Below are 26,685 nucleotides of genomic sequence, written 5' to 3'. Positions count from 1 at the left end.
CAGGCTGATTTGAGGGTAAGCTAATTGGGGGCGGAATTGGGCGAGCTGGTCGAGGACGTTTGTTCTCGCGAGGCGGGTGTATTTGAGGTCGTAGGCTGGGCGGCGATCACGGCGATTTCGACGAGCAGTTTTCGAAGGTCGTAATTCTCGCTGCGGAATTTCTCCATCAATTCATCGAGCCGGTTTGGGCCATAGGCGGCGATTGGCTGTTTGACGAAATGCTGAAAAGTTCGGTGAACGAATGCGCGGTGGGCGTCTTCGCTCCCTGATAGATATTGTGCCAGATCGTCGGCTCCGTTGAAAGTCGTATTTTCACCATTTCGGTCAATATAACTTCCTGTGGAATCGACCAGGTTTTCCCCTTCCTTTTCTCGGAATCGACCAACGGCATCAAACCCCTCCAGTGTAAAACCGAGGGGATTGATCTTTGCGTGGCAAACTTGGCAGGTTTCCGAACCAGTCTGAAGATTCACACGTTCGCGGGTCGTCAAGTTGGGGTGCAAATCTGGACTGAGGGGGGTAAACGCCGCATTGGGCGGTTTCAGAGTGCGTCCCAGCATATACCGGATCAGAAAAACGCCCCGGTGAATGGGAGAAGTCGTCTCCGAATAGGCCAAACCGCTCATCAGGTAGGGATGAGACAGGATGCCATGATTGTAGGGGGCAGATGCCTCCGTTTTCACGAAGTCACTGACAGGAATCAAACCGAAATAATCTTCGGCCGATTTCGCAGGTGGTCGTTCGGCCCGTGCGGGCTTGTTCGGATCTGATAACGCATTCGCCTTGACCGCTTCAGCATCTTCAATCGCAAACTGTGGCGAAGCCCATGCATCTCCATAAAACTCGGCCAGGCGTCTATTCGTGTAAACAGAGTCAGCATCGAACAACTGTCGGAAATCGCTATCGGAGTCAATGACAGCATCTTCCAAGGTCACCTTCAGTGACGCCCTCAGATCTGCCACGAGCGCCTGATCGAAGTTCGGGAACTTTTCACTGTCTTTGGCGATATCACCGAGATGACTCAGGTTCAGCCACTCGAACAGCATCTCAAGCATTTTTCCTTCACAGCGATAGTCGTTCACCATCTGCTGCGCCATCGTACGAATCTGTTCTTCCGTCTCCAATTCGTTCTTGGTAACTGCCTCTCTTAAAGCTGTGTCGGAGGGAAGCGAATCGAACAACGTTAATGCCAGACGGTTGGCCGCCTGCTGACTGACAGAGCGATCGCGATCAAGATCGGGATACAGAAAGCGAGGAGACTTCAATATGGTTAACAGACAACGTTGAATCGCGAGGGCGTCGTCTTCGGTCGCGGCAATTTGTTCGTCAATATAAAACTGCCGTTCTTCATCGCTCAACGGACCGCGAAAGGCGACTTCTGCAAGTTCGGTGATAAAGGCTCGCAACCGGGCGCGATTTACATTGGGCTCCTCTTTATGTCGATTCTGGTAATCGGGCCAGAGCTCATCAACCACAATGGACGCAAATTCGGCGGCGGCCAAGGTCGTGGATTCATCCCAGGATCGATCAACGGCCAGGCCACGGTCGTAACCGTAACTGCGATCATCAGGGGGGAGGTTGGTTTGTAATGCAAACGTCGCCGGTGGCATCACCGGTACCAGATTCCGGTTGGGGATGACCTCTTCAGTACCATGCGGAGGAGTCCAGGATAGGCTGACCTTCACCGGTGGTTGTTCTGTTTTTCGTTTTCGCTGATATAGATCAATCTGCAGTGGATAAACTCGACCAGCCAGCAACGTCATTGTTTTACGAAACTCGGTTTTGTCGCCCGACTGCACATGGTTGTCGATAAACAGCCTGCCGAACCGGCCGAAGTACATCTTGAACGCCGCGGTGGAACGCACGACAATCTCGTACTTGCCCGTTTCTTCGACTTTCAATCCCGCACGCCAATGGACGAAGAACGCTTCTGATTGAATATCGTCACCGGGGCTATCGTTTTCCCAGTCGAAATTAATCACAGGATCAAAGCGTTTTACTTTGAGCTTATCTTTATTTCTGTTGGAGCCATCAAAGTACTCGGCCAGAACTCCCCGCTTATCGTCCTTCGGTATGTTCCCACCGAACTGACCGTACAGATCTGCCAGACTTTGCCGAAGCTGATTCGCAGTTAGGTGGACGAGTTTGATTTGTGCTGGCCGGTTGCGCAGACGGGCCGCCTCACTGTAAAACGAATGATGAATCCAAGCCGCCACTGCTTCCGCATCTTCTCCGACGCAATCTTCGGCAGCGTCTTTGGGCATTGTTCCTTCGATGACTTCCGTCAATTGTCCGACGGTATCATCACCAACCAATGCCATTTCGTAAATCAGTTCGACCCCTTCCCCATTTTCGCCATGACATTCGACGCAACTTTTCTTCCAGATCGCTTCCCCTCTGGCGAGGAGCTGATCGTATTCAGACGGCTTGCTTTGGGGCTCCGGAGTGGCTGCGTCGTCTCCATAAACGAGGGTCGACAGCATGAGGAACATGACGAGCAACTGCGCAGCGATACCGGTCAGTTTCAGCCTGGGAGGAACAGGTTTATTCGAGCCAAGACGAGGCATGAGGAAACAGACTCCTATCACCGATAGTGCTTCTACGTTGCAACTACGTATCAATGAGTAGTCGCAGGGTCGCGAGACACAGTCGGCGAATCAAATTGGCGGGAACCACGTGTATTCGTGGTTGGGGGAGGGAATGGGGCGAGGCGGGTGAAATCAAATCGTTCTACATTGATTCTGAATTATCAATTATTCCTTTAACTGCATGACAGTCAAGGTGTTTCGTCGGATTCAATCGATTCAAATCAATGGTATATCTCACTCAATTATACCACATTCCTAGCCAATTGTACGCCATGAATGACACTAATGAGCTTTTCCCCTTGATGTTAAATGGGGTTTGAAAATCGCAACACTTTCCCACCTGAATTATTTTTTAGCACATAAAAACAGTCGAACATCTTGTATTGAAAGCATTTACATAAATTGTCTCCCAGGTAAGGGAGCTTCGGGAGGCTGATATCGACCTTGTAAACCACGCTGGATTTCCTACAGTCTTGATTCAGATCGAAGTGCAATCCTTCTGTTGATTCTCTCTCATTTTTTCCAATCACCTCTCTGATTCCAGTTGGTGCTGATTCTTTGTTAATTAATTCAGAATCGCACCTCAGGCTCTTTTCATACTGATCCCATCTTCATACTGAATTACCACGCCATGCCTATAACGAAATTCCTCACATCGCTGCTGCGCGCGAAGCGCCGTCAAACCGCCTCCATTCCTCACTCTCGTCGAGGGCAACAAAGCACGCCCGCGTGGAGCCAATTGGAACGTCTGGAAGACAGGACGCTGCTGACGATCTCCTTTAATTTCATTTACGCAGGGGCAATTGGATCGGGTATTGGTTTTGAAGATGCGACCCACGGTCAGGACCGTCGTGACGCACTCGAAGCAACGGCAACAACATTGGGTGGATTTTTTGACGAGACTGGAACCGTTGATGTGTCAGTTAGTTCTATCAACGTTACGGGGACTTCCACGCTCGCTTCCGCAGGGAGCTCTTTCTTCCCAGGCGGCTCAGGCGAATTCACCCAATTGATTGCCGCCACCAAAATTCTAACAGGGCATGACCTTAACGGAGCCGGTTCCGATGCCAGCCTGACGGTGAACTGGGGAAATTCATTTGAACTTGAAGATGACTTCCAGTCGGGTGAGTTCGACTTCACCTCAGTTATCATGCACGAGTTGTCCCACGTCCTCGGATTTAACTCCATGATTAACCAGGATGGCTCCAGCAAAATGAATAGCGCCACGCTGGGCAATCCCGGTCGATGGTCAGTGCTGGATTCTTATATCAGCGACAGCACCGGCATCAGTCTGATTGACCCCGACTCGTATATTCTCGACCCCAGCTGGGCCACCCACAGCGTCGGCGGATCCTCACCGACGAGTGGTCTGTTCTTCAACGGCTACAATGCCATGACGGCCAATGGCGGAGTTCTCGTGGGACTTTATTCTCCAACGACTTGGAGAAACGGTTCCAGCGCCAGCCATTTAGATACAGACAATCCAACCTATACTTCTCTAATGATGAGCCACAGTACGCCTCCTGGCTTGGGGGCACGCACATTCGACTCTATCGAAGTCGGTGTCTGGATGGACCTGGGTTACAACATGGTCGGCGCCGCCAATTCAAATCCCGTCGGAGTCCCCGATATCGGTGCCAGTTTTGAAACGGATGAAGATACATCCTTCACCCCCGGTGACTTTTTAGCCAACGATTTCGATCCTGATCCTAATGAAACGGAAACAATTCGTATATCCTCTCTCGATACGAGTTCAACCAACGGATTGGTCACTTTAGTCGGATCTGGTATTCAAACAAATTTCAGCTCCACCGGTCCTTTCAATATTACAGACTTCGATACGACGCTTTACCCCATCAATGTTTCAGGGTTAGACGGAATGCTGCGGGACGTCAACGTCACCCTCAATATCGATCACCCTTGGGATTCCAACCTTGACGTCTTCCTGATCAGTCCGAACGGAACACGTGTCGAACTGTTCTCTGATCGAGGATTCAATGGGGATGACTTTACCAACTCGAATTTCAGCGATCAGGCATTGGTTAGCATCAACGCCACCACATCAAGCTCGTTGACGCTCGTTCCATTCACGGGAAGTTTCCGCCCAGCAGGAGAATTGTCCGACTTCAACGGAGAGTTGGCCAACGGAACCTGGCAACTTGAAATTACCGACGATTCTCCGGGGCAGACGGGATCGCTGCTCGATTGGTCGATTGATCTGGTTGCCCAGCATTTGGAATACGACCCCAATGGACAATTCGAATTCCTCAACGACGGTCAATCTCAGGAAGACGATTTCGAATACACGCTAAGCGACGAAAACGGCAATTCAACCGTGGTTATGGCTTCGATACTCGTCAACGGTGTGGTCGATCCCAACCAACCTCCGACGATCATCAGTTCCGACACGGTCGATGCTGCCGAGAATCAAACGGCCGTCATTGATGTCCAGTCGACCGATCTGGATGGAGAGACTGAAGGAGCAGGATTAAGCTATACAATCTCGGGAGGCGTTGATCAGTTATTCTTCAATATTGATGCGAACACGGGAGTCCTGACATTCCAGTCCGCTCCCGATTTCGAAAACGCACTGGATGACGATTCAGACAATGTTTACGAAGTCGAAGTGACCGTAACCGATTCCGGTTTACTGACTGATGTTCAACTTATCTCTGTGACGGTCACCGATGTGGCAGAAGGAAACGGCGACCTGGTCCCTCAGACTTCGGAAGTCCTCTTGAGTGCTTCTACCTTGGGGAATCAGCGAACTGGCTCTGCCGGACAGCGTTCGGTCTCCGCCGCTAATGATGGTCGGTATGTCGTCACCTGGTACAGCGATGAAGGAGACGGCGATGGTTCCGCCGTGTTCGCCCAACTCTACCGGGCGGACGGTTCTAAAGTCGGTTCCGAATTCGTTGTCAGTACCACGACCGCCAACGATCAACAACATCCTTCCGTCGCGATGCGGTTCAACGGTCAGTTTGTCATCATGTGGCAAAGTGATTCTGACAACGGACCCGGAGTGAACTGGGAAATCCATGCCCAGCGTTATCTCGCTAGCGGTCTGCCCGATGGCGGTGAGTTTGTTATCAATCAAACGACGGCCGGTTCTCAGCAGTTGGGAGATATCACCTACCTGGATAACGGCAACATTGTTGTTACCTGGACCGGTGGTGGAACGGGTGATGGTAACGGTGTCTTCGCCCGCATCTTCGACACCAGTGGAAACCCCGTTGGAAATGAGTTTCTGGTCAGCACAACCACTGCCGGTGCGCAGCAGAATCCTTCCCTCGTCACCGACAGTGCTGGCGGCTTTGCCGCCGTATGGCATGGAGCAGGTACAGGTGATGGCGCCGGGGTATTCTTCCGTCGCTTCGATAACACAGGTACGGCATTAACGAGTGAAGTCCTCGTAAACCAGACGACCAGTGGGACCCAGGAGACGGCTTCTGTAACCCAAACCACGGATGGTAACTTCGTTGTCGTCTGGAGTGGTGAAGGCACGGGCGATGCGAACGGTATCTTTGCTCGACGCGTTACAGCAGCCGGCGCCACACCGGGTAATGAAATCTTGATAAACAGCGTTACAGCGAATGCGCAGATCTCGCCGACCGTTCTTGCAGGGGAGAGCAACAGCTTCCTCGCAGCCTGGTCGACACAAGTTGCAGGCGCTGACTATGACATCTCGATTCGTAAGTTCGATGGTAGCAACAATCCGGAGACGAGCGAGCAAACCGTCAATCTGGAACTCGCCAATCGTCAATGGAATCCCAGCCTGGCAAAACGCGGTAGCAATTACATCATCGCCTGGAGCGGACGCGGACTGGAAGATACCTTCGGGGTATTTACTAGAGAGTACGACGCCAGTCTGACAGCTCAGACGTCGGAGGTTCTCTTGAGTGCTTCAACCTTGGGGAACCAGCGAACTGGCTCTGCCGGACAGCGTTCGGTCTCCGCCGCTAATGATGGTCGGTATGTCGTCACCTGGTACAGCGATGAAGGAGACGGCGATGGTTCCGCCGTGTTCGCCCAACTCTACCGGGCGGACGGTTCTAAAGTCGGTTCCGAATTCGTTGTCAGTACCACGACCGCCAACGATCAACAACATCCTTCCGTCGCGATGCGGTTCAACGGTCAGTTTGTCATCATGTGGCAAAGTGATTCTGACAACGGACCCGGAGTGAACTGGGAAATCCATGCCCAGCGTTATCTCGCTAGCGGTCTGCCCGATGGCGGTGAGTTTGTTATCAATCAAACGACGGCCGGTTCTCAGCAGTTGGGAGATATCACCTACCTGGATAACGGCAACATTGTTGTTACCTGGACCGGTGGTGGAACGGGTGATGGTAACGGTGTCTTCGCCCGCATCTTCGACACCAGTGGAAACCCCGTTGGAAATGAGTTTCTGGTCAGCACAACCACTGCCGGTGCGCAGCAGAATCCTTCCCTCGTCACCGACAGTGCTGGCGGCTTTGCCGCCGTATGGCATGGAGCAGGTACAGGTGATGGCGCCGGGGTATTCTTCCGTCGCTTCGATAACACAGGTACGGCATTAACGAGTGAAGTCCTCGTAAACCAGACGACCAGTGGGACCCAGGAGACGGCTTCTGTAACCCAAACCACGGATGGTAACTTCGTTGTCGTCTGGAGTGGTGAAGGCACGGGCGATGCGAACGGTATCTTTGCTCGACGCGTTACAGCAGCCGGCGCCACACCGGGTAATGAAATCTTGATAAACAGCGTTACAGCGAATGCGCAGATCTCGCCGACCGTTCTTGCAGGGGAGAGCAACAGCTTCCTCGCAGCCTGGTCGACACAAGTTGCAGGCGCTGACTATGACATCTCGATTCGTAAGTTCGATGGTAGCAACAATCCGGAGACGAGCGAACAAACCGTCAATCTGGAACTCGCCAATCGTCAATGGAATCCCAGCCTGGCAAAACGCGGTAGCAATTACATCATCGCCTGGAGCGGACGCGGACTGGAAGATACCTTTGGGGTATTTACTAGAGAGTACGCGAATCCGGTTCCCATTCCCCTTGCAAGCCCGGAGGCCTCGTTCATCGAGGATGAATCCAACTTGGAGAGTACAACAGAAGTCAGTTTGTCATCTCAAGCAAACTTTGGCGCCGACGATGAAGCGCCTCCCTCATTCACTATTGACGAATCCCCTCTGGAGACTGAAATCGAGTTTGTCGAATTATCGGTCAGCGCGTCGGGATCAGATTCAGAGGTTACCAACGATGAACTCTTTGTTGAGTGGGACGGCTTGCTGGTTGAATAATTTGTAAACGCTGTTATTTGGCCTCGCCAAGATGTCTAAAACCGTTCACTCTATGTCTTCTTCGGCAATGAGCAACTTGATTTCAACGGGAAGATCAAGACCGAATTCACGTTTTTTTATTTTGAGAAAAAGGCCTCGGGAAAACGTGAATGTCGGTGTTGATCCGCCAGTGAGGTCATCATACTAAATAGAGCCAAATCAAATCAATTTGAAGTTCGCGGGCCGGCAACTTCGTCCACGCCAGCTTATCCAAGCTGGAAGTCCCCTCTTTGTTCCTGTTCTGGTTTACGGAAGACAAATATGACTTTGTCACGGCTTTTCGCGCGCTTTGCCTCTCCCTTCACCTCTGTAACGCATCTTCGAAAAAGAAAACTTCGACTGAAGCAACGTCCCAATGGGATCGCTGAAATTCTCGAAGCCAGAGTCATGCTTTCGGCCTCCGGTATTTCTATTGACGGAGATTTCAGTGACTGGGCAAGCATCCCTAGTTACACCGATCCTGCAGATGACCAGCACGACACCGACCATGATCAGCAGGGCGACACGCCCAGCTACGTCGATCATCCTGATGTCGACCTGTTGGAGTATAAAGTCACTCATGACGAAGAGAATTTCTACTTCTACGCCAGAGCAACAGGAGAAATTGGAGCGACGCAACAGCAAAGCTCGTCACCGAATTTAAGAGCTGGAAGATATTACGTCATCGTCACGATTGACTTGGATAACGACGATAGCACCGGCTATTGGTTGCATGAAGGGGGGTATTTCCCCACGACTGATGGCTATGACATGAATGCCGAACTGGAGTTTTATGATGGCTCCATCAATACGGGGCATTACCTGTTGCACGCCGCGCTGAATGATACGGAACTGCAACAGGACTTCGCCGATCAGTCGAACAACGGTTATGTCTGGAATGGCCCGCAAACACAGGGACCATTTGACCCCGGTTTTGTCGGGCTGAAATCGGGCGACTATGACCATTACACCCAGTGGGTCTATAAAGACAACGATCCTGCAAACGGCGGGCAGGATTCTGTCACGTTCGTGCAGGACAAAGGGCCTGTCGTCAGTGGGATTATTAACTTTGCTCAATCCGCTAATGGCTCCGAACTGGAAATGATCGTTCCGTTTAAAGGATTCCTGAAAGATCAGTTGGGGAATCCCATTGTGAGCTTAGGCAACACGGTTGACCTCTCCTTTTCGCTGGAAGCGAGCGGCGAATTAAGCAATGAAGTTGGGCCAGGAAATCAGAATGGAACCTGGGCTTCAGACACAGGGGATCCCATCAATGGCTACGTCTTAACGACTCCCAAGGACTATGGTGACGCACCCGATTCTTATTCAACTCTGATAGCAAGCGGAGGTGCGAGTCATCTGGGCTCCAGTCTTTATCTGGGGGCAGGAGTCGATACCGAATTTGATGGTAAGCCAGACAGTAATGCGGCACTCGATACACTGGACGATGGCATCACCTCGCTTTCTGCACTGATAGCAGGGGAGGCAGTAACAGGCACATTTACCGCTTCCGGTGCCGGTTATCTCAATGCATGGATGGACTACAATCAAGACGGTGATTTCGACGATATCGGTGAACAATTCGCCGTCGACCAGGCCGTCGTTGCTGGCTCAAATAATCTGAATTTCAATATTCCTTTAGCGGCGACAACCGGCCAGACCTATGCCCGGTTACGGCTCAGTTCTCAATCTGGAATCTCCTTTAATGGGGAAGCGTCTGACGGAGAGGTAGAAGATTACTACGTCACTATCAGTTCTGCGGAAGCGGACTTGGTGATCACCAAGTCATCCTCACCTGAATCGGTCGCGCAGGGAGAAACCACCAGCTATAGCATTACCGTTTCTAACAATGGCCCGTCAAACGTCACGGGCGCGAATGTCGTAGATACATTCAATGCTGAACTGGAAAACGTTACCTGGACCGCCGCTTTTTCAGCGGGAGCCAGCGGGAACGCGAATGGATCGGGAAATATCAATGAACTGGTCGACCTCGCGAATGGAGCAACCATTACCTATACCGTCACCGGTAAAGTAAAAGCGGATGCGACACCATTTGTGCTGAACAGGGCGACCGTGACCGCTCCCGCTTTGGTAACCGACTCTGATCTGTCTAACAATAGCGATTACGACATTGATGTGATCACGATCACCACCACACCCAGTCTGGGAGAATTCGTCGAAGGGGTCATTGCCCCGGGAGTCAATGACGGTGACTTTGTAAAAGAAGTAGTCTTTGGCGATCTGGATGGTGATGGTGATGACGATGCGGTCTTCGCTTTCGTCGACGGCGGACATCAGATCTGGTTCTTCGATCAAACCGCGGGAGTCCTGGTTGACTCCGGCCAAGCATTGGCAATCGAATCCACCCCCGCGTCGGCCCACCACGCTCTGGGAACGGGAATCGCTGATTTTAACAATGATGGATATCTCGACATTCTCGTACTCGTCAAATCAACACAGGCAGTCTACCTGAATGACGGGGCCGGAAACTTTAATACTCCGGGGTTGGATATTACCGGAATCAGCAGTCTGGAATCTTATGAGATCGAATTGGAAGACCTGGACGGTGATGGCGACATGGATGTGGTCGTAGCGGACGACGACGGACTCGCTTTTGGAGGAACGGGCAACAACCTGTTGCTGTTTAATGATGGAACGGGGCATTTCCCACAAATCACTTCGTTGCCCATGACAACCTCTGATGACGACACTCGTGGCACGACGGCTGGGGACTTTAACGGAGACGGATTCGTCGACATCGTCTTTGCGAACTTCAATGCGGGCCAGTCGAGTGAGATCTGGTTCAACGATGGTTCGGGAAGCTTTACCAAAGGGAGTGAAGATTTCGGAGGTAACCGGCACTGGAATGTTGAAAAAGGGGACTTCGATAATGACGGTGACCTCGACCTGATGTGGGTCGTTAATTCGGGCGATCCCGATTATGTCGAACTCTGGAACAACGATGGTGCAGGCAACTTTACCTATAGCGGACAACGGACTCTGACGAATGAAAACGGCCAGGGTGGCATTGAGGGCATTCAAGTCGGTGACCTGGACGGCGATGGTGACTTGGACGCTTTCTTCTCAACCTTTGGTGTCGTGGGGACTATTCAAACCTGGGAAAACGACGGAGCGGGAAACTTCTCAACCGGGTTTGTTGCGACCTTCCTGACTCCCACTCCTCCTGACACGGCGGGAGGATGGCGTGCTCGTCTGGGCGATGTTGATGGAGACGGTGATCTCGACGCATTTGTTTTTGAAGGTTTGAACGAAGAAGTCCATTACTTCGAAAACAAAAACAATGTTTCATCGCCGGTAACATTCGACACTCCGGAAAGGCTCATCAGCTTTTCCACGAAAGGACAACAACGCACAGGCGTGGGAGGACAGCATTCGATCGCCTCCGCTGCTGACGGTCGATACGTCACAACCTGGTGGAGTGATGAAGGAGACGGTAGCGGCACAGGCGTCTTTGCCCAACTTTATCGGGCCGATGGAAGTAAAGTCGGTGGCCCGTTCATCGTGAGCACAACGACTTCTCAGGATCAGTTCAACCCGTCCGTCACGATGCAGGACAACGGACAGTTCACCATTGTCTGGCAAACGGATGCGGATGCGGGCCCGGGTGTCAACTGGGAGATTCATGCACAGCGGTATCTTGCCAGTGGTTTACTGGATGGTGGCGAGATGACCATCAACTCCGAAACCTTGTCCCATCAGACGATGGCCGATGTCGTCTACCTGGCCAATGGTAGTTTTGCCGTCACCTGGACCGGTAAAGGGCCGGGAGATGCGAATGGTGTGTTCGCCCGCATCTTTAACGCAGCGGGAGTTCCGCAGGGCGCTGAATTCTTAGTAAATCAAACGACCGCCGGGGCGCAACTCAATCCCTCACTTACTGCGGATTCCGCAGGGGGATTCGCAGTGGTCTGGCAAGGCAATGGGACGGGAGATAGTGAGGGTGTCTTTTACCGGAGATTCAATAATCTCGGTTCACCGTTGACGAGTGAAGTCCGCGTGAATGCGACCACCGCTGGGACGCAAGATTCTGCTCGCGTAACACAGGCGGCCAATGGTGACTTTATTGTCGTCTGGAGTGGAGCAGGGCCGGGCGATACTGTGGGAGTCTTCGCACGACGCCTCACTTCAGCGGGTGCCCTGACTGGATCCGAAGTATTAATAAACACACAAACCAGCGGCCAGCAGGTCACTCCGTCCGTCGTAGCTGACTATACCGGTGGTGGATTCCTCGTTGTCTGGTCGCACCAGCTTTCAGGCAATGACTACGACATTAAACTCCGCCACGTTAACGGTTCCGACACACCCACTGGTAGTTCACAAACCGTGAATCAGGTTCTGGACAATCGACAATGGAACCCGACGGTGATCCAGCGTCCGACAGCGGGCGGTGATCAATTCGTCGTTGCCTGGAGTGGTTATGGCGATGGCGATACCGCAGGTGTCTTCACCCGGGCTGTGGATACCAGCCTCGTTCCAGTCACCGACGAAACTCTTGTAAGCTCGTCAACCACCGGTCAACAGCGCACAGGAGTGGGTGGACAGCACGCAAGTGCCGCCGCAGCCGATGGCCGGTATATCACGACCTGGTGGAGTGATGAAGGAGACGGCGACGGAGCAGGCGTGTTCGGTTTATTATACCGGGCCGATGGAAGCAAAGTGGGTGGCCCCTTTATCGTCAGTACGACGACTGCTCAGGATCAGATCAACCCATCAGTCACGATGCAGGACAACGGTAAGTTTATGATCGTCTGGCAATCTGATTCCGATCCAGGAGCTGGAGTCAATTGGGAGATTCATGCGCAGCGATATCTTGCCAGTGGATTACTCGATGGTGGCGAGATCGTCGTTAACAGTGAAACCATTTCCAATCAGTCTCTGGCTGATGTCGTCTATCTGGCGAATGGAAGCTTTGTGGTCACTTGGACCGGTAAAGGTCCTACAGATGCAAACGGCGTGTTCGCTCGACTCTTCAACGCTGCCGGTGTTCCACAAGGAACAGAATTTCAGGTGAATGCCACGGACTCCGGGGCGCAGACGAACCCCTCGCTAACGACCGACTCGGCCGGTGGGTTCGCCGTGGTCTGGCATGGAAACGGGACTGGCGACAGTGCTGGTGTCTACTTCCGTCGGTTTAGCAATACAGGGACTCCGCTCACAGGCGAAGTCCGGGTGAATGCAACTACTACCGGCACTCAGGAAACAGCCCGTGTCACTCAGGTGGCGAATGGTGATTTCATTGTAACCTGGAGTGGTGAAGGAACGGGCGACGCGGCAGGCGTCTTCACCCGTCGGCTTTCTCCAGCGGGCGCACTGACCGGCTCGGAAGTGCTCGTGAATTCCCAAACAAGTGGCCAGCAAGTGACGCCCTCGGTTGTGGCAGACTATACCGGTGACGGCTTTGTCATCGTTTGGTCGGACCAGATTTCGGGGAACGACTACGACATTAAACTCCGCCGTTTCGATGGCTCGGACACGGCGATCAGCGATTCGATCATCGTCAATCAGGAGTTACCAGGACGGCAGTGGAACCCCTCAGTGATCCAGCGTAGTACGACTTCGGGGGATCGGTTTCTGGTCATCTGGAGTGGTAATGGCATCGGCGACAGCGCCGGAGTCTTCACTCGCCAATTGCACTTTGAAGAACCGGTCGCCCTGCTGGCCCTTTCTGAAATGAGCGACCAGGTATTCGCAGATAGCCCGGAAGAGCTATTAACCTAAACATGGCAGAGGCAGCTTGCCACTCCGGGATCAACAAGCTGCGCTTTGCTCGGGCTCAGGTATTGAGAAATCTTTTTGGTCGTTCGAAAACGCTTTTTTGGCGCGGTTCCGAACGACCATGAGGTTCTCCACCCCTTCAGGCAGCCGGCTCGAACTCTGTACTATCCTAAGCTCTGTTGCATTTGAGCAACATTCCTGTTGCATAAAGACAACATGTCGCAACTACCGGTATACCACTCGTGAGAGTTGTGCGATATCTCTCTCCCAAGCAACTTCGACACAGCGTTCGAAGTTGTGTAAGGAATGATTGAGAACGATTACATCTCACCGCCAGACCCGGGACCAGATCGGAATCAAAACAGTTCTTCTATTTAAAAGACTGTTTTACCTCCTGAAATGTTTCGTCATTTGAACTTTTCAAAACATTCCGGTGGCCCCCTATCTTAAGTGGTATGCTCAGGCGTTCAAGACAATTTCACCGTCTTCGCTTGAAGCGACTCGAAAGAAGAGCATCCATTGACAGCTTCGCCCTATCAAATGCCCATTGCCATCGTCGGAATGGCGTGTCGATTCCCTAATTCTGATAACCTGGAAAGCTACTGGGATTTGCTGATCAACGGTCGTTCAGCAATTCAAGAAGTTCCGGCTGAACGTGCCGATCTCTCCCTTTATTATGACTCTCATTCCAAAATCGCGGGCAAGACATCTTCCAGATTGGGAGCATTCATAAACCATCGACATTGGAGCGATGCTGGAGCACTTCTTCCGGACGAATTACGAGAGTTGGCTGATCCTACTCATCTGCAATTCTGTGACGTCGTGGCAGAAGCGATTCAGAATTCGGGATACGATCCGTTTCAATTGCCAGACCCCAAGGTCGCTGTCTACGTCGGGCACGATAGTCCAAGCACTAACTTTGGCGATGATGCGTTAATCAATTACGCCGACGAACTCGGACAGGAGCTGCAAGATCTTCTCCGTGCGGATGTCTCAAACGCTTATCCCGCTGCGGACATTGCCCAGGAACTAAAAAACCGACTCTTCAATCGATTTGCACGGACCGGTCTGGCGACTTCAGCTGGAAGAACTTCTGAAATTGCGGGTCTGACAAGCCGGGCGTTCAACCTGAGTGGACCGTCCCAAGGTATTAATTCCGCTTGCGCAGCTTCCCTTCACTCAGTTGGGCTTGCTGTGCGGTCACTGCAAAGTGGCGACGTCAGTATGGCCATTGCAGGTGGTGCGTCGATCTGGCAACCGGACACGGCCACCGAATTCTCTAAAGCAGGCGCTCATAGTGCCACGGGCTCCCGACCTTTTGATGATGGAGCAGACGGCGTCATCTGTACTGAAGGGTATGGTGCCGTGATTTTGAAACCACTAAACAAAGCCATTGCGGATGGCAATCGTATCTGGGGTGTGATAAGCGGAGTAGGAGCTGCTTCCGATGGTCGAGGAAAGGGAATCTGGGCTCCTCAGACAACGGGCCAGAAACTGGCCATTCGCCGGGCTTATGCATCACCAGAGAAATTAGCCTCTGTTCAACTTGTAGAAGCGCATGCGACATCAACTCCACTTGGCGATGCCACTGAACTCAAAGCACTCTCCGAAGTATTCGGCGAGGCTTTTCCATCTGGAAAGAAAATACCCGTAACGAGCGTGAAAGCGAACATCGGACACACACTCGAAGCAGCGGGAATCGCAGGTCTGATCAAGACAGTCCTGTCCATTCAGAAAACAGAAATTCCAGAGCAGATCAACATTCAGACTCCTAACAGCAGACTTGATTGGGATGAATCGCCTTTGTATATCCCCACTCGGCGAACGCCGTGGCCTTCCCCCGGGAATGGCCATGCGAGAGTTGCAGGTGTCAATGCGTTTGGTTTCGGTGGATACAATATGCATGTCGCCGTCGAAGAATACATCGGCAGTCCGGTGACACAGATTCCTGTCGGCGTCGATGTCGGTTCTATGCAAGAATCATTGCCTAATCCAAGTAAAAAAGAAATCGCCGTTGTCGGTCGCGGCTGCCTATTACCAAGCGCAGAAAATATGGAACAACTGTTGCGAGACAGAAACCAAAATGAAGGACCGAACTGGCCGAATGAAGTCGCTCCCGGAAATTTAGATCATTTCCAATATGATTGGCGACGACACAAAATTCCGCCTAAGCAACTGGAGCAGGAAGACCCTTTGCACTATTTTTTACTGGAAGCGGTCGATCAGGCTCTCGCTGATTCTGGATTGATGGAATCGGGAATCGATCTTGAGCGGGTCGGTACCCTTGTTGCTTCGGAAATGGGGGGAGATTTCACGGATCAGCTTCAGATAGGTCTACGTCTCCCTGAAATATCACGCGAACTAGCATCTATTCTGCAGTCTCACGGCATCTCTGCTGCTGATGGGGAAACCATCTGTAATGAATATCAGGAAAAATGTCTGCATCGATGGCCGCAGGTCGCCGATTCAACAGGGAGCTTTCATCACAGTTCGCTCGCTTCTCGGATTGTCCGTAGCCTGGATTTAAACGGCCCCATGTGCGTTATCGACAATGCATCCTGCTCCACTTCTTCACTAGTAGAGTCCGCATGTGAGTTACTGTGGTCGGGAGACTGTGATGTCGTCATATGCGTAGCCGGATGGCGGCACCGCGGGGCAGAGTCGTTAGCGTCCTCTACTTCAGAACAACGATTTAGCCAACCTCTGTTGGAAGGTGCTACCGCACTGGTATTGAAACGACACGCCGATGTCGTACTGGGCGATCAGAAGGTTCACCATGTGATTACGAAATCGAGTCTGAAGGACACTTCAACTTCCACAATGCCTCCTTCTCTGGAAGGCAAGTTTGAAGTGAGTCCCAACTCCGTTTTCCATTCCATCATGAGATATCTTAAAGACGTACCAGTGCCTACCACGAAAACGCTTTAACCATTCTCTATAGTCTGAAATGCTTTCGACAATGTAACATTGCATCAATACTATATTCACAAACCCTCCGTCTTGTGTTCCTCCCCTGTCACATTGTCTTGCCCGAGCCTATTGATCCTCTCAAGCACCCGACTGCGAATCGTTTCAACAACTTTAGCTGGCACAGTATTCGGTCGCAATTTCGAGCCAACAGGGTAATAGGATTCGACAAAAGCAGCGGCTTTCTCGGCAGTTAACTCGCCGTCAATTACCTGATCTTCCGTCAGATATAATATATAGACGAAGTCTTGTACGAATGCGTTCTCGACGGAGAGGATTGTCACTTGCCACATGAGCCGAATACATACCACTATCAGGAAAACAATAACGAGCGAAAACAAGATACCGGTTTTGTATTTTTGCATTACTAAGACCTTCGAATATCTATTATCAATCTCTAGCAGCAGTTTTGCCTTGTTGAAAACAAAACACAAGTATTTTCATTGATGGCTAACGCCGCAGGACGTACGCCAGGACTCGGAGTCCGGCTTCCACGAAGAGCGCTTTTTCTGATCTGGCTGACAGAGCCGAGCCCGTCGTTCGTTTCAATACACTCATGAAGGACTCCACAATCCAGCGTTTTCCATAACCTTTTTCCTGCAACTTATCCTGTTTTATCTGGGAGCGATACCGGCCGTTGATCTGGCTATCTTTACGATGCACTGTCAGAGGTATCCAACTTTCCACGTTCCAGTCTTCACGACAGAATTCATGGGCTCACTCCGCGTCGTAACCTTTGTCGGCGAACAACCGTTGTGGTTGAGTAATAGATTTTGTTTTAGTGAGGAGCGGTCGTGCTTCGCGTTTGTCATTGCCGGTCTGAAGCTGTTTCGCTCTAAAGCAAATTGCGTCCGTTGTCATCAGGAACCTTTATAGACCGACCATGCTTTTCATCAACTGAATGTTCCCGAAGATAATTCCTGGTTGAACGATCCTGAGCGAGAGATCACATTTCGTCGTTTTTTCCGCGTATTAGGGATACCCAATTATCGCAAGCTTCACAGCGATCCAGGTCACGGAGCAATTACATTAAAAACGGCCGATGTCGGTCGTTTTTGTCCCCCCCTGCTTCGTGAAGTGTCGCGGACAGCACCCTATATGCATAGTGGAAGTCTGCAAACACTCGAAGAAGTTATTCGTTTATATAACGAGGGTGGAGGCCACAATCAAACAGCCGATTTACAACCGCTGCATCTGACGGATTCCGAAATCAAACAGCTCGTCACGTTTCTACAAAGCATCTGTAGCCCAGAGGTAGATAGCGAAGCACCGGACTTGCCGAATTACGAAGTGGTTGCTTTGGGAAAGGAATCCGCGGAGGCTGAGAACAACGACCAGCCTGTCACCGATAAGAACAATTCATTTCGGGAGTCGCGAGCACTTTCGCCCTTACCTGCTCCATTCGATACCCCCTTTACGGAAGCCAAGGCCGAACTTGGTAAACATCTATTCTTCGATCCTCGTCTGTCTGCGGACGGCTCGACCAGCTGTCACAGTTGCCATTCTTTTCGAACAGGAGGGTCTATCCAGACACCGATCTCGATGGGTGGCCCGGGAACAAGTCATTGGCGGAATTCTCAGACCATTCTCAATGTCGCCTATTATGGGAAATTGAACGAGGACGGAGCCAAGAATAGTATCGAAAGCCAAAACTCGGGTGCGTGGACAGGTGCTGTTGCAGGTAATCTCGATCCAACATTGGGGGAAGAACGACTCGCGCAGATCTCCGACTATGTTGAGCGATTTGAAGATGTGTTCGGAGCCGATCTTCCTCGTTGGAACGACGCCCTACAGGCTGTCGCAACATACCAGCGAACACTAAACAGTATTGATACACCACTGGATCGTTACCTGCAGGGAGAAACATCTGCCATCTCGGAATCAGCCATACGTGGCTTCGAGTTGTTCCCAGGCAAGGCGAATTGTATCGCGTGCCACCATGGACCAGCGGCCAGTGACGATAGCTATCATGCTCTGGGTGTTCCCCAATATCCCGATTTCCTTAACAGCCCTATCAAACAAATCACATTCCGTTACGAACTAACCTCTAAAGGTGTTCCCCGAGACGTTTATAAAAATGCGACTACGGATGATGGTTTGCATTACGTCACGAAGCGAATTGAAGACCGGGGTAAATTTCGCACACCTAGTTTGCGAGCATTGGTCCATACCACTCCTTATATGCACAACAGGAATTCAGACTCCCATTCGCTACGAGCAGGGAGAACTGGTCGGGACGCGGAGACTGCATGGACCAAACTGGAGCTTGGTCCTCCTGAAGGCCTCACCGTACACGGCAAGTGGTTGACACTTTAACACGCAATCAGGAAAAGCACTGCTGATCAAAAGCCTTTGAAAGCTCTTCGCCGATTTTTACGATCGGATTAAACCTCAGGAAGATCAGGGAGAGTTCTGGTTTACCGTAGGTCGCGTTAATGAGACTTGGCAGTCTGGCGTCGACACACTACGAAAGCCCTACTTAAAAGCTCGCTGGCCGGATACGTTCATGGAAGTTCACCCGCAGGACGCCGAACCATTGGGGATTGAAAGCGGAGACTACGTTCGTCTGTGGAGTGATGACATTCTGATTCAGACCGGCGGATTTCAGCACATTGAACCTGGCAGTTTCTCGTTTACCCGTCTGATGGACGACGGCCATATTCGTGTAGGAAGTGGCGAGGTGGAAGCCATCGCCATCATCACGGACGCCGTCAAACCCCGTTTGCTCTTCGCCAACTTTCTGTACGGAACACGAACCGCGAACAGTCTCATTCATCGTGTTCCGGATCCAGTCACCAACCGATACCGGTTTAAAATCGGCAAAGCAAAAGTGGAACGGCTCCGCGAATCACCTTACAGAAAGGACATTCTCCTACTGACATTCAAATCGCGAACGTATGCCGGCCCCGAGAAATGATTCTCCCAACAGGTAGTGTCAGGCATCGATAGTCCGCGTTTAACAACGTTTTGTCGAACCCTTCCCTGGCTAGGCCCGCATGCTCAAAACAGCCGGGGGTTCAGTTGCCAAACGTAACTTCGATACCTGACTCCCCAACCAGACATCTGGAAGAACATAGAACGCCTAGGAATATCGCCTGCCGAGATAGGTAATGCTTCCTGAACAACGTCACAACCTGGCTGTTAAAGGAAAGGTATTCGGACGTAAGTTACTCTGTTATTACTTTGAATTTTAAATAACGAGTCGGACGATTAATCCAGCACTTCTTCTAGCCCCTCCGCGAATACCTCGTCGCTCACAAAAGAAAGCGAGAGGACTTCAATTGGTTCCTCAAACGTGAACTGGCGGGTGAAGACTCCGGCGGTATCGCCGTCACCGTTACCGCTCCAGATAATGAGGAAGTCGTTCCCCTCCGAAGTCGGCCTCTGAATGATCGTTGGGTTCCATTGCCTGTTTTTCGTCACCTGATTCACAAGCTGCGATGCGGTGACCGGAGAATCTGATTCGTCAAATTTACGGAATTTGATATCGTAATCAATTCCCGTATTCTGATGTGACCAGACGATGAGGAAACCGCCGCCGGTGGAGTTCGCCACAACTGCGGGAGTTACCTGGTTACCATCCGTCTCTTCATTCACGAGGATCTCCAGCCCGCTTAAAGCACCCGAAGGATCCAGACGCCGGGCGTAGATGCCGGCGGAGTCGTCCACTCCTTCACCACTCCAGGTCACGATAAAATCGCCAGTAGCAGTTTGAGTTACGCGGGCTGAATCTTGAAGACCAGAAGAGGTGCTGTTGATTAGGATCTCATTTGTTAACGGCAAACCGGAGTTGTCGAACCGACGAAAGAAAATGCCGTTGTCGTCCCCCGTTCCTTCTCCGTGCCAGACGACCGCAAAGCCGCCAGCGCTATCCTCAGTCAAAGATGGATTGAGTTGAGCCCCGGCAGTGGTTTCGTTGACTTGAAACTCGGTTCCGAGGGGGGTACCACCTGCATCAAAGATCCGGGCAAAGACACCATTGGCATCGCCCGGCCCTTTTCCTGTCCAGGTAACGACAAAGCTGCCGTTGTCGAGATAGACGACATCTGCGAGTGTCTGGTTAGATACCGTTTCACTGTTGATCAGGAACTCGCTACCGTCGAGCAAGCCACTGGCGAGGAAGCGTTGACCGTGGATTTCCCAGTTTACTCCTGCGCCGGAATCGGCGTCGGTCTGCCAGACGATGACAAACTGACCCGTCTCCTGCATCGCGACTGAAGGGTTAATCTGGTCTTCGTCTGTTGTTGTGCTGACGATAAACGGTCCGCCCACTTTACTACCATCAGCCCGATACAATAGACCAAAGACTCCGGCTCCGTCGCCATCTCCTTCGTCGCTCCACCAGGTCGTGACGTAGCGACCGTCAGCAGCGGTAGCCGCTGCATGCTGTCCACCCACTCCCGTCCGTTGTTGCCCTTTGGTGGAAGAACTAACGAGGGTTTCCGGAGTGATGGGATTGAGACTGGAGTCTAATGCTCGTGTAAAGACACCGGCTGTGTCGCCATCTCCGTATCCGCCCCACGCGAGGACGTATTGATCACCGCTGGACGTTGAACGTTGAATGATCGTGGGATTCCATTGGCGGTTCTCAAGCACCTGATTGATCGTCTGCTCGTCCTCCGTTGCCACATCACTTCCATTGAACGGACGCAGTTTGATGTCATAGTCGTTTCCTGAATTCTGATGCGACCAGGTAACGAGGTAACCATTGGTGGTAAGATCAGGTGTGATGGAGGGAGTGACCTGATTTCCTCCGGTTGTCTGATTCACAAGAATCTCATTGCCTGTAACGTCTCCCAGGGGAGTTAACCGGCGAGTGAAGATACCATTGGAATCTCCCGTTCCTTCGCCACTCCAGGCGACGATGAAGTCATCGTTGTTGGTTTGCGTAACCGAAGCGGTCTGTTGCACTCCTGCAACCGTCTGATTTACCCGAACTTCGCTTGAGAGTGCGGTACCCAACTGATCAAATCGACGGAAGAAGACACCATTGCTATCGCCAGTACCGTCACCATGCCACACGGCAGCAAACCCACCGGCACGATCAGCAGTGAGTGACGGATTGACCTGGGCACCGGCTGTCGTTCCATTAACGAGGAACTCAGGTCCCTGCGGGTTACCACTCGCATCGAAGATGCGGGCGAAAATACCGTTGGCATCTCCTGGTCCCTTTCCGGTCCAGGTGACCACGAAATGACCATTCGCCAAATATACAACATCAGCTAATGACTGATTCGAAGCCAGTTCGCTGTTAATCGCGATCTCGCCACCATCGAGCAGACCACTGGCAAGGTATCGCTGAGCGTGGATCTCCCAGTTGACTCCGGCTCCGGGATCGCTATCCGATTGCCAGGCGATCATAAACGACCCGTCGGCTTGCATTGCAGCCGAAGGATTGATTTGGTCTTCATCAGTCGTTGTGCTGACGATAAACGGTCCACCGACTTTGCTACCGTCGGCTCGATAAAGCTGAGCGAAGACCCCCGCACCATCTCCGTCTCCCTCATCACTCCACCAGGTGGTCACATACCGACCATCCGCCGCTGCAGCCACCGACCGCTGGCCAGCAACACCGGTCCGCTGCTGCCCCCGAGTTGAATAGCTAATGAGAGTTTCGGGAGTTTTGTAAGTAGGTTCTTCTTGGACAATTTCATTCTGGATCAGTTTTGAGATAAAGATATCCGAGTCTGGCTCATAAATACCGGGATCGGAAGATAGAGTAAATGTGCCGTGCCCAGGATCAAAATCGACATCGCCAAGAAACATTCCCGTCATTGAAATGTTGTCGAAGGGATCAATCGCAATTGACTGTATTCGATTCGAATAGGTTCCTTCAAAATCGAGAGCCCAAACGTAGTTTCCTTCCGGATCCATTTTTACCAAAAGAGAGTTGGCACCAGTTGGTGATGTTAACGTAGTGGTTACAGGACCGTTTTCAAAACTGATGGAATGTTCGTACTCACCTGCGAGATAGATGTTTCCCTCGGAGTCTTGCTCAATGTCTCGCAATACTTCATACGTTGTGCCTGCGATACTTTGCGCCCAGACTAAAGAACCAGCCTGAGTATATCGGGCGATAAATATGTCGCGAAAACTATCGGCGATGATTCCTACCAATCCTGGGCCCGGATCAAAATCAACTCCGTTTGAGAACACTCCAGTCACATAAAGATCACCATTATCATGAACGAGAATTCCCAGACCGCTATCCCCTAAATTGTTACCGAATCTTTCTGCCCAGACATAGTCCCCAGTGCTGGTCAATTTCGCCAGAAAAATGTCCGACGATCCGAAACTGGTGAGGTTTTCGGTACCGGCCCCCGGGTCAAAGTCGACAGTAGCCTCGAACTCACCCGTCAAATAGATATTCCCTGTCGCATCGAAATCGACATCTGTGATGTACTCGGAGTTACTGCCACCGAACTGATTTCCCCATAGAAAAGAACCTGTCGAAGAGTAAGCGGCCAGAAATGCATCGGAATTGCCGTTTGAGTTCAGAATGAAAGTGGAACCTGAAGGGTCGAGGTCGATCGAATTACCGAATATGCCATAGGTGATGATATTTCCGCTTGAGTCATAGGTGATCCCTGTGGTGGTCTCTGCGCCCGGCCCGCCGAAGGATGTCGCCCAGAGGAAATCTCCGTTTTCATCAAGTTTCAATAGAAACACATCTAAAGAATCGCTACTTGTCATTTCAAATACGCCAGCACCGGGATCGAAATCGACCGTGCTGTCGAACGTTCCCGTTAGTAATATCTCGTCCGACTCATCGATCACGATGCCCCGGAAGGTTTCGTCCTGCGAGCTTTCTACAGTCTTAATCCACACGAGGTTTCCCTGAGAGTCGTGCTTCGTCAGATAAGCATCCTGCCCTCCTGAACTAATCAGATCGGGACTGGCGGCTAACGGATCGATCGTCATCGAGTCTTCGTAGTAACCGATCGAATAGGTATTCCCCGTACTGTCCGTGGCGACACCGGTTGATCTAGCAGTTTCGGTTGTGTTTCCGATGTATGCAAAGCCCAGATCTGGAATCACCTTTTCGACAGTAATCTCGGCGCTATCTATTCCCGTAGCCCCGTCAGAATCGATCACTCTCAGAGATACAGAAATTACTTCCGACTCCAGGAATGCATTCGTATCAAATACTGGGTTGCGCCCGAGTTCGTCGCCATGCTCCGCTGCAGGACCGGTTTCTCCGAAGATATTGTCACCATCAAAGTCCCAGAGATATTCCAGTGTTTCGTCATTCTGATTGAGGTCGAATGTGGCCGTTGCATCCAATGTGAGTACACTACCGATGGGGACCTGGTAGGGTCCACCTGCATCCGCAGTTGGGGGCGTGTTGGCGCCGGTCACGACCACGAAGGCATCATAACTCCCATTGCTGGTGAGGTTATATGTTCCCCCTGTCGGATCAAAATCAGCAGTACCTAGGTAGCGTCCCGTCAGAGCAAAACCATTTGCTCCCCCGACTGCGAAATCGGAAATCACCTCTCGATCAGTCCCCCCAACTTGTTGCCCCGATTGAAAATTACCATCAATGTCATATTGAGCTATAAAGATATCATCACTGCCGACTCCGGTTAAGTAATACGTTGAAGGGCCAGGATCGAGATCAATAGAACTGCCGAATAGTCCAGCTACATAAATGCGATCTTCGTTGTCAATAGCGATTGAATATGCCCAATCGTCATCATCACCGATGATGGGCTTTACCCATTGAAAAACACCGCTGTTGCTGATCTTCATGAAGTATCCATCATCGGAAGGATACGGATCACCCGGTTCGTAAAATCGAAAAGTTCCCGGACTAAAATCAAAATCAGACTCGGAACTGAAATACCCACTGACATAGAGATTGTCGGAGCTATCAACCGCAATCGTGGTTCCTTCAGAGTAGGAATCTCCATCGCCCAATACAGAGTAGGCCCAGTTGAAGTCTCCAGATTGGTCCAGACTGACCAAGTACATGTTGTAAGAGAGACCGCCGAAGCCACTGGTAAGCGTGAAGCTGCCGATGCCAGGATCGAAATCAGCGGTTCCTTCGAACAGTCCAGTAATAAAGACATTGTCCTGGCTGTCGACTTCGATGTCATAAGCGCTTATCTCGCTGTCTGCCCCAATTGATTTCGCCCAGACAAAATCACCGGTGCCGCTTAAGCGGGTAATAAAAGCTGCGGGACTCGCGGAGACTGCAGTAAGAGTGAAAGTCCCCGGACCGGGATTGAAATCGACACTACCTTCAAATAAACCCGTGAGATAGACATCTCCGTTCGAACCTAAAGTGATCTTTTCACCTTCGTCGGTGTCGGTGCCGCCCATGGAACGGGCCCAGACAAAGGAACCAGCACTGTCGAGCTTAAGCACGAATACGTCGTCGGCCCCGTTGCTGGTCAGATTATGGACGTTTGCTCCGGGATCAAAGTCGACGGTTCCTTCAAAGTAACCCGTGATGTAAATCGCACCAGACTGATCAACGACGACTCCATTCGCTCGATCATTATTGGCACCTCCCAGATTTTTCGCCCAAAGCTGGTTTCCAGCTGGATCCTGCTTGAAGATGAACGCATCAGAAGCTCCATTGCTGGACAGAAGTGTGCTTCCCGCGCCTGGGTCAAAATCGACAACGTCCGAAAATCGCCCGACAGTGATCGTGTTCCCTTCGCTGTCAAAGCTCACACCATACCCAGCGTCTGATGAACCATTACCAAAGTTGGCAGAAAACGCAAAATCGACATTCAGCGACGTAACATTAACAGTTGTACTTACCGAGTCGGACAGTTCAGAATTGTCGGTGACTTGCAGCAGAATTGAGAGGGATGAACCAGCGGGAATATCGGCTGTTGAAAAAACAGGTTTGATACCAACTTCATCGCCGTACAGGGCGGCGGACCCTGTCTCCCCCAAAATCCCGTCTCCATCGAGATCCCACTGGTAGTCGAGCGTGGAGTTATCTTGATCCGCATCGAAGGTGGCGGACGCGTCTAACTGAAAAGCGGCACCTGACTCGAAAGTATAGGATCCACCCGCATCGGCCACGGGGGCCGATAGCAAAGTGCGGTCTTCGCATCGCTCTAGCTGACTCCAACAGGGATTCGTAGATGAATGAAGGATATTTTGTTTTTGACGAGCTTGGCGTTTACGGGCACGGAGAAATGACGTGAGACGCGATGTAAAATACATATGAAGACAACCTGTGTTAGGAACAAACTTCAGCTGAGACAACTCAATTGGGATGCAAGTTTGAAGGCTGACTAGCCGGAGACAAAAAAGAATGGATGCCACGATTACAGCAGCTTTATGCTGGTAAGTCAACAATCTACCAAGGAAGTCGTGGAGACTATTGATGTGAAATATAATGAAGTCGATTGACTTGGGATCCAGACACCGTTGACGCTCTCAACGGACGACGATTGGGGACGCTCCGAATACGCGGTCACCAATGCTCTGGACTTCATTCGAGGTCATCGGTGGACAGGTCACACTCCTTACAATTCAGCTTACAATTCACAGCTGCAACGATTACGTCGAGGGGACGAAGTCTTTGTCAGATACCCATCGAAAGATCGCCATGCGGCAGTGGCGATTCCAGTAACCTACGAAATTGCTCCTGCATATCGCGGGCTTTCGCATGGGTTTCTTCCGCAGGTGCTGCAAGGAGATCCGTCAGCAGCTCTCGGCGTTCTGGAACGTCTCAGTGACCTGTTTATCAGACGTGGGGTGCCTGATCCTATTCGGAGTGACAACGGACCGGAATTCACCGCCGAACGAGTTCGTGAGTGGTTTCAGAAAGTGGAAGTAAACACCTTGTTCATCGAGCCCGGGAGCCCCTGGGAGAACGGTTACATTGAATCGTTCAACGGCAAGCTTCGAGACGAATTGCTTGATGGCGAGATCTTCGATACGTTATTGGAAGCGAAAGTGTTGATCGAGCGTTGGCGAAATAATACAACACGATCCGACCACACAGTTCCCTGGGCTACCGAGCTCCGGTACCGGAAACAAAACAGCTCTATCCGCCTGCATCGCTACGCTCACGCAGGCGGATAGAGCAGTCCCCTGATACAGTCGAACACTAAGTCATGTGAC

Annotated in this window: 10 protein-coding genes and 1 pseudogene; 6 read left to right on the top strand and 5 right to left on the bottom strand. The window is 51.5% G+C overall.

Features of this window, described 5'->3' with window-relative positions; translation table 11 throughout:
• Positions 1–20: 20 nt before the first annotated feature.
• Positions 21–2,567, bottom strand: a complete 2,547-nt coding sequence (locus Pla110_RS20770; RefSeq protein WP_144998837.1) for a DUF1592 domain-containing protein — start codon at positions 2,565–2,567, stop codon at positions 21–23.
• Positions 2,568–3,219: 652 nt separating this feature from the next.
• Here Pla110_RS20770 and Pla110_RS20765 point away from each other — a divergent pair.
• From Pla110_RS20765 to Pla110_RS20755, 3 genes are all read left to right on the top strand, one after another.
• Positions 3,220–7,872, top strand: coding sequence for a proprotein convertase P-domain-containing protein (locus Pla110_RS20765; RefSeq protein WP_144998834.1), 4,653 nt, complete (start codon positions 3,220–3,222; stop codon positions 7,870–7,872).
• A gap of 300 nt (positions 7,873–8,172) precedes the next feature.
• Positions 8,173–13,629: an FG-GAP-like repeat-containing protein gene (locus Pla110_RS20760; RefSeq protein ID WP_144998832.1), complete on the top strand. Its 5,457-nt coding sequence runs from the start codon at positions 8,173–8,175 to the stop codon at positions 13,627–13,629.
• A 516-nt stretch (positions 13,630–14,145) separates the two neighbouring features.
• Positions 14,146–16,554 (top strand): beta-ketoacyl synthase N-terminal-like domain-containing protein, encoded by a 2,409-nt coding sequence (locus tag Pla110_RS20755; protein ID WP_144998830.1) that lies wholly within the window; start codon positions 14,146–14,148, stop codon positions 16,552–16,554.
• A 56-nt stretch (positions 16,555–16,610) separates the two neighbouring features.
• Here the strand turns inward: Pla110_RS20755 and Pla110_RS20750 are convergent, their stop codons facing one another.
• From Pla110_RS20750 to Pla110_RS22755, 3 genes are all read right to left on the bottom strand, one after another.
• Positions 16,611–16,958: a hypothetical protein gene (locus Pla110_RS20750; RefSeq protein WP_144998828.1), complete on the bottom strand. Its 348-nt coding sequence runs from the start codon at positions 16,956–16,958 to the stop codon at positions 16,611–16,613.
• An 85-nt stretch (positions 16,959–17,043) separates the two neighbouring features.
• On the bottom strand, positions 17,044–17,280 hold the full coding sequence (locus tag Pla110_RS20745) for a transposase (protein ID WP_144998826.1): 237 nt from the start codon (positions 17,278–17,280) through the stop codon (positions 17,044–17,046).
• 30 nt (positions 17,281–17,310) lie between these two features.
• Entirely contained in the window at positions 17,311–17,454 is a 144-nt protein-coding gene (locus Pla110_RS22755; RefSeq protein ID WP_197440358.1) for a hypothetical protein, read from the bottom strand.
• A gap of 63 nt (positions 17,455–17,517) precedes the next feature.
• Between Pla110_RS22755 and Pla110_RS20740 the strand changes: the two genes are divergently transcribed.
• Together Pla110_RS20740 and Pla110_RS20735 are read left to right on the top strand one after the other, a co-directional pair.
• Complete coding sequence (locus Pla110_RS20740; RefSeq protein ID WP_144998824.1) at positions 17,518–18,909, top strand: cytochrome c peroxidase; 1,392 nt, start codon at positions 17,518–17,520, stop codon at positions 18,907–18,909.
• Positions 18,910–18,976: 67 nt separating this feature from the next.
• Positions 18,977–19,510: a molybdopterin dinucleotide binding domain-containing protein gene (locus Pla110_RS20735; RefSeq protein WP_144998822.1), complete on the top strand. Its 534-nt coding sequence runs from the start codon at positions 18,977–18,979 to the stop codon at positions 19,508–19,510.
• A 293-nt stretch (positions 19,511–19,803) separates the two neighbouring features.
• Here Pla110_RS20735 and Pla110_RS20730 read toward each other — a convergent pair whose 3' ends face one another.
• Positions 19,804–25,779 (bottom strand): hypothetical protein, encoded by a 5,976-nt coding sequence (locus tag Pla110_RS20730; RefSeq protein WP_144998820.1) that lies wholly within the window; start codon positions 25,777–25,779, stop codon positions 19,804–19,806.
• Between the two features lie 498 nt (positions 25,780–26,277).
• On the opposite strand from Pla110_RS20730, the pseudogene Pla110_RS20725 reads away from it, so the two are divergent.
• Positions 26,278–26,675, top strand: a pseudogene (locus Pla110_RS20725) (integrase core domain-containing protein); the annotation flags it as partial.
• Positions 26,676–26,685: the final 10 nt, after the last annotated feature.

This window comes from Polystyrenella longa (assembly GCF_007750395.1).
Lineage (GTDB): Bacteria > Planctomycetota > Planctomycetia > Planctomycetales > Planctomycetaceae > Polystyrenella > Polystyrenella longa.
The sequence above is the reverse complement of the archived record's forward strand: the minus strand, read 5'-3'. Positions and strand labels throughout refer to the sequence as shown.